Raw genomic sequence first — 15573 nt, forward strand, 5'->3', positions numbered from 1 at the left:
CGAGGGAATAAGATTATTGATCGCGGCATAGATTTGCATTCATAAGCTGCTGGGGCAGGCGGATGTACCGAACACGCTGCCACGCCCCTCGGAGCTTCTCCTTCAACGCTGCGACAGAGCGAGCACAGAAGTTCCCTAGCACATTCCGTTTGACATACGCCCACACCAGCTCAATGGGATTCAACTCCGGGGCGTACGGCGGGAGAAAGACCAAGGACAGGCGTTCGTGGAGCTCCACGAACGCCTGAGTAGCTTTGGACCGGTGAATGCCCGCGTTGTCCAGCATCACCACGATCTCTCCCTGGATCTGACGCAGCAGATGATGGAAGAACCGGCCCACGTCTCCACTGCGAATCGCCCCGGACTTCGTGTGCTGGAAAAATCGACCGTCCGAGGTGATGGCCCCAATGGCCGAGAGCTTCTTCCAGTTCGCCGGGAGCGTGACCAGGGGCGTCACGCCCCTGGTCGACCACGTCCGCCTCCGCACGCCTTTCAGCGAGAACCCGACCTCATCCAGGTACACCAGCGTCTTGCCCTCAGCGACCTTTTTTTTCCAACTCCGGCGCGACCTGTTCCCGCCAGGAGGCAATCCGGAGTTCATTGCGCTCCACCGCACGTCCATCCGGCAGTTGAGGTGTGAACCCCAACTGGCGAAGGATTCGGCGCACGTGGTCGTGGTGGTACCACACATCGAAATGTCGGCCAATCAGATCCGTGACCCGCCGCGTCGTCCACGTCGGATCGGGAAAGCCGTGCTGCAAAGCACCCTCCCTCAGGAGGGTGCGAAGGTGCTCGTGTTGTGCGGAGGTGAGTCGCGCAACAGCGCCACCGGCAACGGTGGCTTGAAGGCCACCGTTGCGCCGCAGTCGAGCTTTCCAGGTGTAGACCGTATGCACGGAGACACCGAAATGATCTGCAATCTCTTGGTTTCGGTGGGTGCCGCGCTCGATCCATTCCAGAGCGGCCATGCGGCGCTCCTCAAGCTGAACGCGTGAGTAATGGGTCGGCTGCCAGCCAGGCATACGGCAAGCTTATCAATTCGTACCTACGCCGTGATCAATAAAGTGCGTCTGAAAACCGTCAGGGTGGGCCTTTGGCCAGGCGACGCACCATCAGCCGAATCATGACCTGGTAGACCAGGTTCTCGGCAGTTTCGACGAGTGCCTCGTAATCCTTGGCCATGCGCCTGGACTTTCCCAACCACGCGAACGTCCGCTCCACCACCCAGCGGCGCTTCAGCACTACAAACCCTTTCGGCACCTCCACGGGTCGTGGAGGTGCGTCTTTGGGCGCCCAGGTGCCCTGCCAGCCAGCCCAGGGATGCTTGATGATCTCCAGCGTCCAGCCCAGGTGCGTGTGGATATCCCCAGCGAGCTTCCCGGTATAGCCGGCATCGGCCCACAAGTGTCCCATGCGCGGAAAGACGTTCGGCAGATCCCGCAGGAGCAGGACCGCACCGGTGCGGTCCTGGATGTCCGCTTCATGCACCTTGATGGCCATGACCAGCCCCAGCGTGTCGACGAGCAGGTGACGCTTGCGGCCACTGACCTTCTTGCCGCCGTCATACCCGCGGGGTCCACCAGCCTCAGTCGTTTTCACCGATTGGCTGTCGATAATCGCGGCGCTGGGGGTCGCCTCGCGACCTTCCCGGAGACGGACCCATTCCCGCAGTGTGGTGTGCACGGCTTCCCAGACGCCCTACAGCCTCCCCAGCCGGTGATAGTGGTAGATCGTCTGCCAGGGGGGAAAGTCATGGGGCATCGCCCGCCAGGCGATGCCTCCACGCAGCAGGTAGAAGATGCCATCCAGGATTTCCCGCAATGCCCACTTCCGGGGGCGGCCAACTGGGGCGTCTGGAGGGAGTAGCGGACGAAGGACGTTCCACTCGGCATCCGTGAGATCGTTTGGGTACGCAGGCCGGGTCATGGGCGCACCACCTCCGCCTCATCGTGCGCGTTCGATCACGCGGGAAAACCATGCGCCAGCACGGTTTTCAGACGCACTTTAAATAGGAGTCCTGGCATTCCCCTTACTCCCGCGCTACACTCGCACCAAGTCCGCTGCCGCGGTCCGCGCCACGTCCAGCACGGGTTCCGCCTCATCTTGCCTGCCGTCCTCCAGCCACCACGAGGCCGAGAGGCCCGCGTAGGCGAGGACCCATTGAAGGAGGCGGGGTCGCTCCAGTTCGGCTGCTTCCGCGACGACGTCCACCTGCCGTGCGAGCCGTCCGGGCTGGGTCGCCGTTTCAAGGTCCGGATTACAGAGGATGTTGGCATAGTCGAAGCCGCGCTCCCCGATCAGACCTTTGGGGTCAATCGCTAGCCACCCCCGCTCGCAGCTGTGCAGGACGTTGCCGTGGTGCAAGTCGCCGTGGAGGGGCCGCACGCCTTGCGGGTGGGCGAGGAGGTGCCGAGCCGCTTCCAGTGAGAGCGTGAAGATGCCGCCGTACTGGGGTGCCACCTCCTCCAACGAGCGGAACCAGCGGGTCAGAGGCGTCAGTTCGGGCCACGGCTGCGGGCGGGGCGTGTGCAATTGCCGCACAACACCGCACAGCACCCGGCTCGCCTCGTCGTCTCTCCCAGCCCGCACCATCTCGGTCAGGGAGAGATCGCCCTCGGCTCGTTCCAGCAAGGTGGCCTCGTCTTGATGCCTCATCACGCAGGCTGCCCCCTCGCCCCCGAACCAGACCATCAGGCGGTGACCGACCCGCTCCTCGTCCACCCGCGTGACCTTGAGCATGGCGGGTTGGCCCTCAAAGCGCACGGGCAGGAGGTCGCTGCTGTGGGTGCGAATGGGGGCACCGTCGGGCGTGAGGCGCCAGCGCCGCAGCCAGGGCAAGAAGGGGTGACTTTCGGAGGACGCGCCCGCCCCGTCCTCAGGTGTTAGGCTCCGCCCCGACATGGATTGGTTCTACGCCATCATTTACGGGATCGTCGAGGGCATCACGGAGTTCCTGCCCATCAGCTCGACCGGCCACCTCATCCTCACTGGCAACCTGATGGGCGTGCCGTGGAGCAAGGAGGTCAAGGACGCCTTCGAGGTCGTCATTCAGGGCGGCGCGATCCTCAGTGTGCTGGTGTACTACTGGCGGGACTTCCTGAAGGTGCGCGACATCGGCCGCGACCGCGAGCAGCAGACGCTGTGGACCGGGGTGGTGGTCGCCACGATTCCGGCGGTGGTGCTGGGCCTGCTGTTCGGGGACCTGATTCAGGCGAACCTGTTCAATCCGACTGTGGTGGCGTGGGCCTTGATCGTGGGCGGCGTGCTGATCTGGCTGATCGAGAGCCGCCGGGTCCAGCCCGCCGTGCATGCCATCGAGGACATCGGGATTCGCAAGTCGTTGCTGATCGGCGTGCTGCAATGCCTCGCGCTGCTGTGGCCGGGCTTCTCGCGCTCGGCCAGCTCGATTCTGGGCGGCATGGTGCTGGGCCTCGACCGCCCCACGGCGACCAAGTTCAGCTTCTACCTAGGCGTGCCCACCCTGGGCGGCGCGGCCCTGCTGAACCTGATTCAGGACCGCGAGGTGATCTTCGGGGAGATCGGCCTGCTGAATGTGCTACTGGGCGCGGCGACCTCGTTCGTGGTGGCCTACCTCGCCATCGGCTGGCTGCTGAAGTTCGTGTCCACCAACAACTTCAAGGGCTTCGCGGTCTACCGGGTTGTGGTGGGCGTGATCATCCTGCTGCTGGTGGGAGCCGGGCGGCTGTAGCACAATCAAGCTGTGTTCCCCAGCCCGCCGACCGTTTACCGCCCCTTTCTGGAGGGCGTGTACCGCGTGTCGGCGGGCCTGTTTCGTCTGGGAGTGCAGCCGGTGCCCTGGCGAGAGGATGGGCAGGCCGAGGGGCATACCTTCGCCCTCGACCGCGACTATGCCCGCTTCGTCGCCAGCAAGGTCGCCGCGCACCGCCGAGGGGCGCACGAGTACGGGGGCGAGGCGGGGCTGACGCCGGAGTTGCGGGAGGCGGCCCTGGACTTCGTCGCCCGCACCCTCGCCGCCGAGAGCGGGGGCGTGATGACCTGGGACGGGCGACGCTTCACGAACGTGGCACTGGGCTGGGCTGCCGACCTCGGTCTGCGGTGGGGGAGCATGGAGGGGCTGACCCGCTTCGACGCTCCGCTGGCCTCGCTGGTCGCCGGGCTGACGCCCCTGAACGCGTTGGATTTCCTGGGCCTGAATGCCCCCGAGGACCTCGCCATGATCGCCCGCGATCCGGAGGGAACTCGTGATTGGCTGGCCGCCGCGCACGTCCTCTCGCCGCAGCACTGGGACCCACGTGACAAGTTGGGGCGGGACTTCGTGGCGGTCCATACCCCGGTCGCGGGAAGTGGCCCGCTGAACGCCACCGCGCCCCGGTTGGTAGAGGCTGTCATCGCCCGTGGTCCCTTCGTGCGCTTCGCGTGGGGCGTCGCCATGAGTGACCGCCTCGACCACCATCCCGCCGCCCCCCCGGACGAGGACCGGGCGGGGGAGACCCGTTTCGACCCAGCCCGCGCCTTCCTGCGGGTCGAGCGGCAGACGCTGACGGGCTTTCCGGCAGCGCACGGAGCGCTGTTCACCATCCGGCCTTACGTGTATCCGCTGCGGGAGGCGGTCGCCACCCCGGAGCAGGCCCGGCCACTCGCTGCCGCGCTGCGCTCCATGACGCCGGAACAGGTCGCGTATAAGGGGCTGACCTACCTCCTGCCCGACTTGCTGGCCTGGCTGGACGAACAGGGAACGTTCAAGGGGTCGCGGGGCGGCCCTGCCCTACACTCCGGAGCGTGAGCCTGCGCCGTTTCGTGTCCCTGGGTGCCCTGCTGGTCGCCGCCGCGCTGGCCGGGTGCGACGCGCCCGCCTCTGGCCCGCAGATGGGCGGGGAGCCGGTGGCTGCCCAGACCCGCGCTCCGGCCCCGGCCCGGCCCGCCCGTGATCCGGTCAGCGGCCTGCCCTGGATCGAGGCCCGCGCCCTGCCCCCCGAGGGACGGCACACCCTGACCCTGATCGCCTCGGACGGCCCCTTTCCGTACCGCAAGGACGGCAGCGTGTTCGGCAACCGCGAGCGCCTGCTGCCCCAGGGCACCTACCGCGAGTACACCGTGCCCACCCCCGGCGAGGACGACCGGGGAGCGCGGAGAATCGTCTGTGCCGAGCGTGAGCCCCCCACCGCCGAGTGCTACTACACCGCCGACCACTACGCGTCTTTCCGGCGGATCGCCCCATGATCAACGTTTTTCAGGAGTCGCCGCAGGGCATCCAGACCGCCCCCCACGACCCGCGTATCCTGGCCGCCGGGCATCAGGTGGCGCTGCGCGAGGTCAATTTCAGCGAGGTGCGTGACAAGGACAGCCTGATGCTGGCCTTCCTGCGCGGCCTGGCGCTCACCGAGAGCTTCGGGCGCAACTGGGACGCCCTCTACGACGTGCTCACCGACCCGGAGGCGCGGCCGGAGCGCTTCGCCATCCTGCTCACGGACTACGCGGCCTTCCGCACCCGGCAGCGTCAGCTCGGCCCGTACCTGGAGGGCGTCTTGCTCGACGCCCAGGCCGAGGTCGCCCGGCAGGGGCGCTCGCTGTGGTTGCTCGCGGAGGAGACCGGGTACGACCCACGGGCCTGGTGACCCTGGCGGCGGTGCGGCCCGCCGCCCCCTGCTATCCTCCCCCGCGATGAACGCCCGCCCCACCCGCATCCTCGGCATCGACACCTCCTGCGACGACACGGGGGTGGGCGTGGTCGAACTCGCCCCGGACGGCGGGATACGGGTGCTCGCCAACCGGGTGTGGTCCCAGACGATCCACGCGAGTTACGGCGGCGTGATGCCCGAACTCGCCAGCCGCGAGCATGTCGAGCGCATTGACGCGGTCACCGGGGACGCGCTCGCCGAGGCCGGATTGACGGTGGAGGACGTGGACGTGGTCGCGGCGACCTCCGGCCCCGGCCTGGTGGGGGCACTCCTCGTCGGGCTGATGTACGGCAAGGGGCTGGCGCAGGCGCTCGGCGTGCCCTTCTACGCCGCCCACCACCTCGAAGGCCACATCTTCGCGGCGGCCTCGGAGGCCGAGTTGCGCCCCCCCTACCTCGCGCTGGTGGTGTCGGGCGGGCACACCCACCTCTTCGACGTGCCGCGTGAGGGCGAGTACGTCCTCGTGGGAGCCACCCGCGACGACGCGGCGGGCGAGGCCTTCGACAAGATCGCCCGGCTCGCGGGCCTGGGCTACCCCGGCGGCCCCGCCATCAGCGAGGCGGCCCAGCGCGGCGACCCGGAGGCGGTGCCGTTCAAGGAGCCGCTCAAGGGCCAGAAGGGCTTCGACTTCTCCTTCAGCGGTCTGAAGACGGCGGCCCTGCTCGCCCACCGCGCGGGGGCGAGGCCCGAAGACCTCGCGGCGGGCTTCGAGCGGGCGGCGGTGAGCTTTCTGTTGAAAACGACCCTGCGGGCGGCTCAGGCCCACGGCCGGGACACAGTGGTGGTGTCGGGCGGGGTGGCCGCCAACCGGGCGCTGCGCGAGGCGTTCGCGGCCAGCCCCGTCCGCGCCGTCTTCCCCGGCCAAGGCCTGAACACCGACAACGGGGCGATGATCGCGCTCGCGGGGGCGGCGGCACTGCGAGCGGGGCGTCCCCCCAGCCCCCTGTCCGAGGGCGCGGTCGCCTATGCGCCGCTTGCCAATGCCTGAGCCTGACCCGCTCAACTTTCTTACAAGCGACTTACTGAACTCTGGCGATAGGTGAGCCCCTCACGCGCTATACTCGCGTGTCATGTTCCGTGTCCTGAACAAAGTGTTTGATAACAACCAGCGCGACGTGGCGCGAATCGTGAAGACGATCGTGCAACCCGTCAACGCGCTGGAAGAAGAAACCCAGAAAATCGAGAACCTCGCGGAAGCCTTTATGGCGCTGCGAAAGCGCGTGCAGGAGGGCGGCGAGACCCTCGACGACGTGATCATTCCGGCCTTCGCCCTGATTCGGGAAGCGGGCCGCCGTTCCATCGGCAAGCGGCACTACGACGTGCAGCTGATCGGCGGGGCCGCCCTGCACCAGGGCCGCATCGCGGAAATGCGGACCGGTGAAGGCAAGACGCTCGTGGCGACGCTGGCCCTCGCCCTGAACGCGCTGGAGGGCAAGGGCTGCCACCTCGTCACCGTGAACGACTACCTCGCCCGCGTGGGCATGGAGGAGATGGGGCTGCTGTACCGCACGCTGGGCCTGACGGTGGGCCTGGCGAGCCGCGACCTCCAGCCGCACCAGAAGCAGGCCGCCTACGCCTGCGACATCACCTACGTCACCAACTCGGAACTGGGCTTCGACTACCTGCGCGACAACATGGCCCAGAGCCGCGAGCAGCTCTCGCTGCGGGCCGACACACCGCTGCACTTCGCCATCGTCGACGAGGTGGACTCCATCCTGATTGACGAGGCCCGCACCCCGCTGATCATCTCGGGCGCGGCCGAAAAGGCGACCGACCAGTACTACCTGTTCGCCAAGCTGATTCGCCGCCTCCAGAAGGGCGAACCCGCCGAACCCGGCAAGCGGGCCGAGCCGACCGGCGACTACACCATCGAGGAAAAGGGCAAGCAGGTCCACCTCACCGAGGGCGGCATCTCCAAGATCGAGCGGCTGCTCTCGCTGGGCGACCTCTACAGCCCCGAGAACATGGACAAGGCGCACATGATCGTGCAGGCGATCCGCGCCAAGGAGCTCTACCACCGCGAGAAGGACTACATCATCAACGAGGAAGGCGAGGTCGTCATCATCGACGAGTTCACCGGCCGCTCCATGCCGGGCCGCCGCTACGGCGAGGGCCTGCACCAGGCAATCGAGGCCAAAGAAGGCGTCAAGATCGAGAACGAGAACCAGACGCTCGCCACGATCACCTACCAGAACTTCTTCCGTCTGTACAACAAGTTCGCCGGAATGACGGGCACTGCCAAGACCGAGGAAAAGGAATTCCTCGACATCTACGGCTCGGACGTGCTGGTGATTCCCACCAACCGCCCCATCCTGCGCAAGGACGCCGACGACCTCGTGTACCGCACCCGCATGGGCAAGTACGCCGCCGTCGTGAACGAGGTGCAGGAGATGCACGCGGGCGGGCGCCCGATCCTGATCGGCACCGCCAGCATCGACACCAGCGAGCAGCTCAGTGCCCTGCTGTCGCAGGCCGGGATCAAACACGCCGTCCTGAACGCCAAGTTCGAGGCGCAGGAGGCCAGCATCATCGCGCAGGCGGGCCGCTCGGGGACCGTCACCATCGCCACCAACATGGCGGGGCGCGGCACCGACATCATGCTGGGGGGCAACGCCGAGTTCATCCTGGGCGAGGCCATCGAGCAGAACTTCGGCATCAGCCGCTTTGCCCCCGAGGCCGAGGCCTTTATCAAGGCGATCAGCCGGGGCGATCCGGAAGCCGAGCGCCTGGGCATGGCGATTCCCGGCATGGTGCCTGACTTTATCCGGCAGGCGCAGAAGCTCCAGAGCGACACCGTGGCCGACCGCCAGCGGGTGCAGGAACTCGGCGGGCTGCACATCATCGGCACCGAACGGCACGAGTCCCGGCGCATCGACAACCAGCTCCGGGGCCGCGCCGGGCGTCAGGGGGACCCTGGCTCCAGCCGCTTCTACGTCTCCTTCGAGGACGACCTGATGCGCCTCTTTGCCAACGACCGCGTGGTCGCCATGATGGACCGCCTGGGGATGGACGACACCCAGCCCATCGAGGCCAAGATGGTCACCGGCGCGATCGAAAAGGCGCAGGCCCGCGTGGAGGACCGCAACTTCGGCATCCGCAAGCAACTACTGGAGTTCGACAACGTGATGAGCGTGCAGCGCGACACCATCTACGCCCAGCGCCGTGAGGTGCTGCTCGGCAGCGACGAGGACGTCGAGGAGTCGACCGAGGGCATGATCGCCGACTTCGCGGACATGCAGCTCGCCTACTACGCGCCCCTCGATCAGGCGCCCGAAAGCTGGGACCTCGACACCCTGCGGACCAACATGGCCGACGCGGTGCCGCAACTGGAGACCTACGACTTCGAGGCCCTGCGCGGCATGAGCCCTGACGCGGCCCACGCGCACCTGATGGAAGCGGTGGCCGACGCCTTCGACGCCCGCAAGGACGAGCTGAGCCCGACCATGCTCAACAGCCTGAGCCGGTACGTGCTGCTGCAACTCGTGGACCAGCACTGGAAAGAGCACCTGCACGCGATGGACGTGCTGAGGCAGGGCATCGGCCTGCGCGGTTACGGTCAGCGCGACCCCTTCACCGAGTACAAGTTCGAGGCCACGAACATGTTCAACGACATGATCGACACCCTCAAGGGCGAGGTCACGAAGTACATCTTCCGGATGCAGTTCGGGCAGCAGGGCGCGGCGTAAGCGGAGCTTCAGCCGCAGCAGAGAGCACAGGGGAGAGGCAGGGGGCGGTCACCGGAAGCGGGTGGCCGCCCCTTTCCCCTAGCTCACCACCAGCCGAAGGCCAGCGCCGCCGGATCGGCCGTGGCGTACAGCAGCAGCAGACACGCTGCTGTCATGACCAGGGCCGGGAACCGCGACCCGGTACGCTAGAGTCCCCAGGCGTGGGCGGAGAAGTAGACCGTGATCAGCCCCGACATGAGGACCGAGCCTGGAAGCTGTGCCTGTGGGCTGGAGCGGGCGAAAGCGAAGGCGGCGAGAAGGGCAATCAGCCAGAGCCAGGGACGGGAGAGGGACACGGCGTCAGCCTCCCGCGCCGCGCCGCAGCAGCTCGGCCTGCCAGGCGTACCAGATGGCGGCCAGGAAGAAGAAGGTCGCCAGGCCGAACAGCCCCCAGAGAATGATGGCCAGGGCCGGGTGCTTCCTCCGCCGCCGGATGTTCCGGCCCGCTCCCCAGGTCATCAAACCCAGGCCCAGGATTTGACCCAACGGACCCCAAACATCCCAGACAAAGCCCGGCGATGTACTCAGAACGCTCGCCGCCAGATACAGCAGCGTCCCTGCGAGCGTGGTCCAGGCATCCGCCCACTGGTTTCCCGAGGTGTGGTGGGGCGGAGGCATGGCCCTGTCATACCGCATTTCATGACGCTCCTGTCACGATTTCGCCCCGCCCGGAGTACACTACCCGTGTCCGTTTCCGCGTCAGCGTTCACCCAGGTTCTAGGCGAACCCCGGTCGCCCGACCCGCTGCCCTGACCTACGGGCAGCACACTCACGGGTGAGAGCAGGGGCGTAAGGAGAAGAGAGCGTCATGGCAGAAGTCGTTCTGGAGAACATCAACAAGCGCTACGGCACCAAGCACCACGCGGTCAAGGACTTCAACCTGCACATCGAGGACCGCGAGCTGATGGTGTTCGTGGGGCCGTCGGGCTGCGGCAAGTCCACCACGCTGCGGATGATCGCGGGGCTCGAGGACATCAGCAGCGGCGTGCTGAGCATCGGCGGGCGCGTGGTCAACGACGTGCCGCCCAAGGACCGCGACATCGCGATGGTGTTTCAAAACTACGCGCTCTACCCGCATATGAACGTCTACGAGAACATGGCCTTCGGCCTCAAGCTCCGCAAGACGCCGCGCGACGAGATCGACCGCCGGGTGCGCGACGCGGCCCGCATTCTCCAGATTGAGCACCTGCTGGGGCGCAAGCCTAAGGAGCTCTCGGGCGGGCAGCGCCAGCGTGTGGCGATGGGCCGCGCCATCGTGCGCGAGCCGTCCGTGTTCCTGATGGACGAGCCGCTGTCCAACCTCGACGCCAAGCTGCGCGTGGAGATGCGCTCGCAAATCTCCCAGCTTCACCGCCGCCTGGGCGCGACCATCGTCTACGTGACCCACGACCAGGTCGAGGCGATGACGCTCGGCAACCGCATCGTGGTGATGCGCGACGGGTTGATCATGCAGGTCGACACGCCGATGAACCTCTACGACTTCCCGCAGAACAAGTTCGTGGCCGGGTTCATCGGCAGCCCCTCCATGAACTTCCTGACCGCGCGGGTGGAGGGCGGCGAGTTCGTGATCGGCGGCAGCCGGGTGGCCGCGATGGGCCGCCTCGCGCAGAGCCTGAAGGCCTACGAAGGCCGGGAGGTTCACCTGGGGATTCGGCCCGAGCATGTGGGCGTGATGGGCCACAGTGACCTGCCGCAAGGCCGGAACGTGCTGCGCGGGCAGGTCGTCGTCGTGGAGCCGCTGGGTGCCCAGACCGACCTCGTGATTGACGTGCAGGGCCAGCACCTGATCGCCAAGGTGGAAGGTCAAGCCCCCCTCGAAGTGGGCGACGACATCGACCTGCTGATCGACCAGACCCGACTGCACGCCTTCGACCAGGAGACCGAACTCGCCATCGACCGGGGCACCCCGACCGGCAAGCGCGGTCAGGCCGACACGCAGGGCCTGGGATACGAGTACCCGGTGACCGGGCAGGCCCCCATGGGCACGTCCATGCCCGCCGGCACCCAGGTCGCCCCCGGCCCCGCGACCGTCACTGTGATCTCCGCCGAGGATTGAGCCCTTCCAAACGCCGGACTGCTCTGCACCTTCCATCTGGGGGGTGTGCGGAGCAGTCTGGCTTTCAAATGGCTGAGACAGACCGCATTCTCTTCATAAAGAAACGCTAGAGTAGGCCACACCATTTTCGAGCTTCCCTGGAGGTCCACCCATGAAACGAGCCCTGCTGACCCTGACTGCCCTCGCCCTGCTCGCCGCCAACGCCGAGGCCCGCACCTGGGCCGAGATCAAGAAGTCCGGCACGGTCAAGATCGCCACCGAGGGGGCCTTTCCGCCCTTTAACGTCCTGAAGGGCAAGCAGCTCACGGGCTTCGAGGTCGAGCTGGCTGAGGCGCTGGCCAAGCAGCTGGGCCTGAAGGTGCAGTGGACCACCCAGCCCTTCGACAACCTTTTGATCGGGCTCAACCAGGACCGCTACGACTTCGTGATCGCCAGCCACGGCATCAACCCCGAGCGGGCCAAGGCCGTGGACTTCAGCACCCCGCATTACTGCACGGGCGGGGCCATCGTCGCCAAGCCGGGCGGCCCGATGACCGCCGCCGCGCTGAAGGGAAAGAGCGTGGCCGTGCAGGTGGGCACCACGTACCTCGAAAATGTTCGCAAGGTGCCCGGCGTGGGCGACGTGAAGACCTACCCCACCGACACGGCGGCGCAGGCCGCGCTGATGGCGGGCCGGGTGGACGCCTGGGTGGGCGACAAGTTCACCGGGATTGACCTCGTGAAGGCGCAGGGGGGCAAGGTCAAGCAGGGCGACTTGCTGTTCAACGAGCGGGTGGCGATGGCCGTGAAAAAGGGCAACAGCGGCCTGCTCAAGGAGCTGAACGCCGCCCTCGCCAAGGCGCAGGGCAACGGTACCTACGCCAAGCTCAGCCAGAAGTACTTCGGGCAGGACGTGCGCTGCCGCTGAATCTCGGGGTTGGTTGCGCGGGGGAGAGGGCCGGTCGGCTCGCCTCCCCCTTTCTGTGGATGGCTTCCGCCGCCAGCGGCTGTGGCATCATCGGCGTAATGCGACAAGTGTTTCATTCCCTGTCCGGCCCCTGGTCTGACCGCTGCCGGAGCGCCGCGTGACCGCTCCCGCCCGCAGACCCCTGGGGGGGCTGGCTCTGCTGGGGTGGGTGGTGGGGGCCGTCGCCGCCTTCTTGCTGCTCTTTTACGTCATCACCCTGATCCTGCGCCAGATGCCCGACCCCATCGGCCCCCGCGCCGACCTCTTTGTGGAGGGGGCGCGGGTCACGCTGCAACTCACGGTGGTGAGTGGTCTGATCGGCCTGCTGGTCGGCATCGTGGCGGGCATCATGCGGACGAGTGCCCTGTGGCTGGTGCGGGCGCCCGCCAGCCTCTTTATCTGGCTGATTCGCGGGACGCCGCTGCTGGTCCAGATCCTGTTCGTGTACAACGCGCTGCCGCTGATCTTGCAAGGCGTCGGCATCGACCTTGAACTCAACGAGTTCTGGTCGGCGGTGATCGCGCTGTCGCTCAATGTCGGGGCGTACAACGCGGAGGTGGTCCGCGCCGGGATTCTGGCGATTCCGCGCGGGCAAACAGAAGCCGCCCGGTCGCTGGGTCTCAGCGGCGCCCAGACGATGCAGACGGTCGTGCTGCCTCAGGCGATGCGGGTGGTCGTGCCGCCCCTGGTCAACAACCTCGTGGCCTTGCTCAAGGACTCGTCGCTGGCGTCCTCCATCGCGCTGCTGGAACTCACGCTGGCCGGAAACCGCGTCTCCAGCGAGACCTTCCAGCCTATCCCGGTGCTGACGACGGTGGCGTGCGTGTACCTCGCCCTGACCACTGTGATGACGCTGTTCACCGACCAACTGGAGAGGCGGGTGAAGATCGCGACGCGGTAGGGCGTCCACAGTCAGCAGCACAAAGCCCCCGGCGCACAGGCTGGGGGCTTTCTGCTAGACGACTCCTTTACGCCACCGCCACCCCCGGCGGCTCGTTGCGGCTCCCCGCCTTCTGCCAGAAGTACACCCCGGCCACCAGCGCGAGCGCGGCGAGGTTCCACACCAGCGCGGTGGGGATAATCAGAATCAGGGAGGCGGTCAGCAGCGCCAGCGTCTGCACGGGGTTGGTGCGGCGGTGCAGGTAGCGCAGGGTGGCGGCGCTGAAGGCGACCAGCCCCAGGAACGCGAAGAGGATCATCGGGACCGCCTCGGTCCAGGGCAGCCCGCCGATGCGGTTATTCGCGATCAGGAGCAGCGACGGATTGAAGAACATCATGTACGCCAGCAGCGCCGTCCGCAGCTCGTACTGAAAGGCCTGCACGCCCGTCGCCACCGGATTCCCGCCCGAGATCGCGGCGGCGGCGAAGGCGGCCAGCGCGACCGGGGGCGTCGAGTCCGCCATGATCCCGAAGTAGAAGACGAACATGTGGACCGGGAGCATCTGCGCCGGGTTGCTCGTATCCAGCCCCGCGATGCGGGCGATGATGGGCACGATCAGCGCACTCATCAGGATGTAGTTGGCGGTCGTGGGCAGGCCCATCCCCAGGATCAGCGCGATCAGTTGCGCCATCAGCAGCACGACGAGCATGGTCCCCACCGTCACCACCGAGGCCGTGTCCACGCCGGGCAGTAGCCCCCCCAGCGCCGTGAACAGCCCCCGGAACGCCCCGCTGACCGTCTCCACGATGTCGGCCAGCCCGAAGCCCAGCCCGGTGATGGTCACGATGCCCACGATGATCCCGGCGGCGGCGGTGGCGATGGCGATGCCGATCATGGACCGGGCACCGCCCTCCGCTGCCTCCACCAGCCGCCGCCCGCCGTCCAGCAGGCCGTGCCCGACCCCGCGCCCGTCCTGCCGCCCCCGCCACGCCTCCTGCACCAGCAGCATGGCGATCATCAGGAAGATGGTGTTCAGCGCAACCCGCTCGGGAGTGGCTTCCGGGTTAATGGTCAGTGTGCCGATCAGGTAGACCAGCGGAATGAGGTAATACCAACCTGCCCGCATGGTGCGGCGCACCGAGGGCAGTTCATTCTTCGGAAGGCCGCGCAGCCCCAGCTTGAGGGCCTCGATATGGGTGACCACCAGGAGCGCCCCGTAGCACAGGAAGGCGGGAATCGCCGCCGCGAGAATCAGCGTGCGGTACTCGATGTTGAGGTTGTTCGCCATGATGAAGGCCGCCGCGCCCATCACCGGGGGCATCAGTTGGCCGTTGCTGGAACTGGCGACCTCGATGGCCCCGGCTTTCTCGGCCGAGTAGCCCACCCGTTTCATCGTGCCGATGGTGATGTTGCCGCCCGTAACCACGTTGCTGACCGACGAGCCGCTGATGATGCCGTTCAGGGCGCTGCTCAGCACGCTGGCCTTGGCCGGGCCGCCCCGAAAGCCGCCCAGCAGCCCCTGCGCCACGTTCATGAACCACTCGCCCGCGCCCAGCTTGTCGAAGATCGCCCCGAACAGCACGAACAGGAAGACGATCTGCGCCGAGACGCCGATGGCGGTCCCGAAGATGCCCTCCGTGTTGGCGAACAGTTGCCCCACGACCTGCGGCCAGGTCTGCCCCGCGTGAAGCTGTAGCTGCGGCCCCAGGTCGCCCCGGATCAGGCCGCGTGGCCCGGTCAGGGCGTACAGCATGAACACGCTCGCCACGATGGGCATCGCGATCCCGACCGTGCGCCACGCCGCGAGCAGCAGCAGCACGATCAGGGCACTTCCTACCCACACGTCGGTGGGGTTGAGTGCTCCGCCCTGCACGTTGGCGATGGTGGGGTACTGGGTAATCAGGTAGACGGTCGTCGCCACCGCCCCCGTTCCCAGAATCCAGTCGTACCAGGGCACTCCCCGCTGCGCGTGCCCCGGCGTCTTGCGCGGGGTGAAGACCAGGTAGGCCAGCGCGAAGGCGAAGGCGAGGTGCGTGGCCCGCAGCAGCAGGGTGTCCATCGTGCCGACCTGCGCGGCGTACATCTGAAAGCCGCACCACGCCAGCGCGATCAGGGTCACCAGCAGGCGGGAGAAACCGAACAGTTGCCGCCCACCCGTCTCGTTCGCCTCCACGATCTCCAGGGCGCGGCGCTCGCCCTCCGTCATGTCTAGGGCCGGGTCCGTGGAAATCGGCCTTGTGGGGTCGCTCATAGTTTCCTCATTTCAAGGGGAAAAGAGAGGGCCAGCCGCGTCAGTTTGGGCGGCT

14 protein-coding genes and 1 pseudogene are annotated in these 15573 nt (G+C 67.1%); 9 read left to right on the forward strand and 6 right to left on the reverse strand.

The window, feature by feature from the left end; genetic code table 11:
- Nucleotides 1-13: 13 nt before the first annotated feature.
- The 3 genes and pseudogenes from F8S09_RS17560 to F8S09_RS02735 all read right to left on the reverse strand — a co-directional run bounded on the left by F8S09_RS17560 (nt 14) and on the right by F8S09_RS02735 (nt 2901).
- Nucleotides 14-1022 (reverse strand): IS630 family transposase gene (locus F8S09_RS17560; protein ID WP_407643649.1). Its coding sequence is split into 2 segments (ribosomal slippage): nt 14-550 and nt 552-1022, totalling 1008 coding nucleotides; the frame shifts between segments, so codons are not numbered across the junction.
- A gap of 58 nt (nt 1023-1080) precedes the next feature.
- Nucleotides 1081-1926 (reverse strand): annotated as a pseudogene (locus F8S09_RS02730) (IS5 family transposase).
- 114 nt (nt 1927-2040) lie between these two features.
- Nucleotides 2041-2901, reverse strand: a complete 861-nt coding sequence (locus tag F8S09_RS02735; protein ID WP_152868714.1) for an aminoglycoside phosphotransferase family protein — start codon at nt 2899-2901, stop codon at nt 2041-2043.
- On the opposite strand from F8S09_RS02735, the gene F8S09_RS02740 reads away from it, so the two are divergent.
- The 6 genes from F8S09_RS02740 to secA all read left to right on the forward strand — a co-directional run bounded on the left by F8S09_RS02740 (nt 2900) and on the right by secA (nt 9346).
- Nucleotides 2900-3709 carry an undecaprenyl-diphosphate phosphatase gene (locus F8S09_RS02740; RefSeq protein ID WP_152868716.1) on the forward strand — a complete coding sequence of 270 codons (810 nt, stop codon included), beginning with the start codon at nt 2900-2902 and terminating at the stop codon, nt 3707-3709. The genes F8S09_RS02735 and F8S09_RS02740 overlap by 2 nt on opposite strands.
- Before the next feature lie 12 nt (nt 3710-3721).
- Nucleotides 3722-4765: a heme-dependent oxidative N-demethylase subunit alpha family protein gene (locus F8S09_RS02745; protein ID WP_322618464.1), complete on the forward strand. Its 1044-nt coding sequence runs from the start codon at nt 3722-3724 to the stop codon at nt 4763-4765.
- A complete protein-coding gene (locus F8S09_RS02750) occupies nt 4762-5202 on the forward strand; it encodes a ribonuclease domain-containing protein (RefSeq protein ID WP_322618465.1) in 441 nt (146 codons plus the stop codon). The genes F8S09_RS02745 and F8S09_RS02750 overlap by 4 nt, the downstream gene beginning before the upstream one ends.
- Entirely contained in the window at nt 5199-5597 is a 399-nt protein-coding gene (locus F8S09_RS02755) for a barstar family protein (protein WP_152868718.1), read from the forward strand. Before F8S09_RS02750 ends, F8S09_RS02755 begins: the two co-directional genes overlap by 4 nt.
- 46 nt (nt 5598-5643) lie before the next feature.
- On the forward strand, nt 5644-6648 hold the full coding sequence (gene tsaD / locus F8S09_RS02760; RefSeq protein ID WP_152868720.1) for a tRNA (adenosine(37)-N6)-threonylcarbamoyltransferase complex transferase subunit TsaD: 1005 nt from the start codon (nt 5644-5646) through the stop codon (nt 6646-6648).
- Nucleotides 6649-6730: 82 nt separating this feature from the next.
- The gene (secA, locus tag F8S09_RS02765; RefSeq protein ID WP_152868722.1) at nt 6731-9346 is read left to right on the forward strand and encodes a preprotein translocase subunit SecA; all 2616 of its coding nucleotides are present in this window, start codon (nt 6731-6733) and stop codon (nt 9344-9346) included.
- A gap of 185 nt (nt 9347-9531) precedes the next feature.
- On the opposite strand, the gene F8S09_RS17565 is transcribed toward secA, so the two are convergent.
- Both F8S09_RS17565 and F8S09_RS02770 read right to left on the reverse strand, forming a co-directional pair.
- Nucleotides 9532-9681, reverse strand: a complete 150-nt coding sequence (locus F8S09_RS17565) for a hypothetical protein (RefSeq protein WP_194165190.1) — start codon at nt 9679-9681, stop codon at nt 9532-9534.
- 4 nt (nt 9682-9685) lie between these two features.
- Nucleotides 9686-10003, reverse strand: a complete 318-nt coding sequence (locus tag F8S09_RS02770) for a hypothetical protein (protein WP_152868724.1) — start codon at nt 10001-10003, stop codon at nt 9686-9688.
- Between the two features lie 190 nt (nt 10004-10193).
- Between F8S09_RS02770 and F8S09_RS02775 the strand changes: the two genes are divergently transcribed.
- The 3 genes from F8S09_RS02775 (at nt 10194) to F8S09_RS02785 (ending at nt 13288) form a co-directional block, all read left to right on the forward strand.
- Nucleotides 10194-11441: an ABC transporter ATP-binding protein gene (locus tag F8S09_RS02775; protein ID WP_152868727.1), complete on the forward strand. Its 1248-nt coding sequence runs from the start codon at nt 10194-10196 to the stop codon at nt 11439-11441.
- A 151-nt stretch (nt 11442-11592) separates the two neighbouring features.
- Nucleotides 11593-12348, forward strand: a complete 756-nt coding sequence (locus F8S09_RS02780; protein ID WP_152868729.1) for an ABC transporter substrate-binding protein — start codon at nt 11593-11595, stop codon at nt 12346-12348.
- Between the two features lie 157 nt (nt 12349-12505).
- Nucleotides 12506-13288 (forward strand): amino acid ABC transporter permease, encoded by a 783-nt coding sequence (locus F8S09_RS02785; RefSeq protein ID WP_322618466.1) that lies wholly within the window; start codon nt 12506-12508, stop codon nt 13286-13288.
- Nucleotides 13289-13355: 67 nt separating this feature from the next.
- Here F8S09_RS02785 and F8S09_RS02790 read toward each other — a convergent pair whose 3' ends face one another.
- Complete coding sequence (locus F8S09_RS02790) at nt 13356-15518, reverse strand: TRAP transporter permease (RefSeq protein WP_194165191.1); 2163 nt, start codon at nt 15516-15518, stop codon at nt 13356-13358.
- Nucleotides 15519-15573: the final 55 nt, after the last annotated feature.

Source organism: Deinococcus terrestris, from assembly GCF_009377345.1.
GTDB lineage: Bacteria > Deinococcota > Deinococci > Deinococcales > Deinococcaceae > Deinococcus > Deinococcus terrestris.

Coding starts and splice junctions, on each gene's coding strand:
- F8S09_RS02740 (WP_152868716.1), top strand. CDS start 2,900: ATGGATTGGTTCTACGCCATCATTTACGGGATCGTCGAGGGCATCACG.
- secA (WP_152868722.1), top strand. CDS start 6,731: ATGTTCCGTGTCCTGAACAAAGTGTTTGATAACAACCAGCGCGACGTG.
- F8S09_RS02735 (WP_152868714.1), bottom strand. CDS start 2,901: ATGTCGGGGCGGAGCCTAACACCTGAGGACGGGGCGGGCGCGTCCTCC.
- F8S09_RS02790 (WP_194165191.1), bottom strand. CDS start 15,518: ATGAGCGACCCCACAAGGCCGATTTCCACGGACCCGGCCCTAGACATG.
- F8S09_RS02755 (WP_152868718.1), top strand. CDS start 5,199: ATGATCAACGTTTTTCAGGAGTCGCCGCAGGGCATCCAGACCGCCCCC.
- F8S09_RS02775 (WP_152868727.1), top strand. CDS start 10,194: ATGGCAGAAGTCGTTCTGGAGAACATCAACAAGCGCTACGGCACCAAG.
- F8S09_RS02780 (WP_152868729.1), top strand. CDS start 11,593: ATGAAACGAGCCCTGCTGACCCTGACTGCCCTCGCCCTGCTCGCCGCC.
- tsaD (WP_152868720.1), top strand. CDS start 5,644: ATGAACGCCCGCCCCACCCGCATCCTCGGCATCGACACCTCCTGCGAC.
- F8S09_RS02770 (WP_152868724.1), bottom strand. CDS start 10,003: ATGCCTCCGCCCCACCACACCTCGGGAAACCAGTGGGCGGATGCCTGG.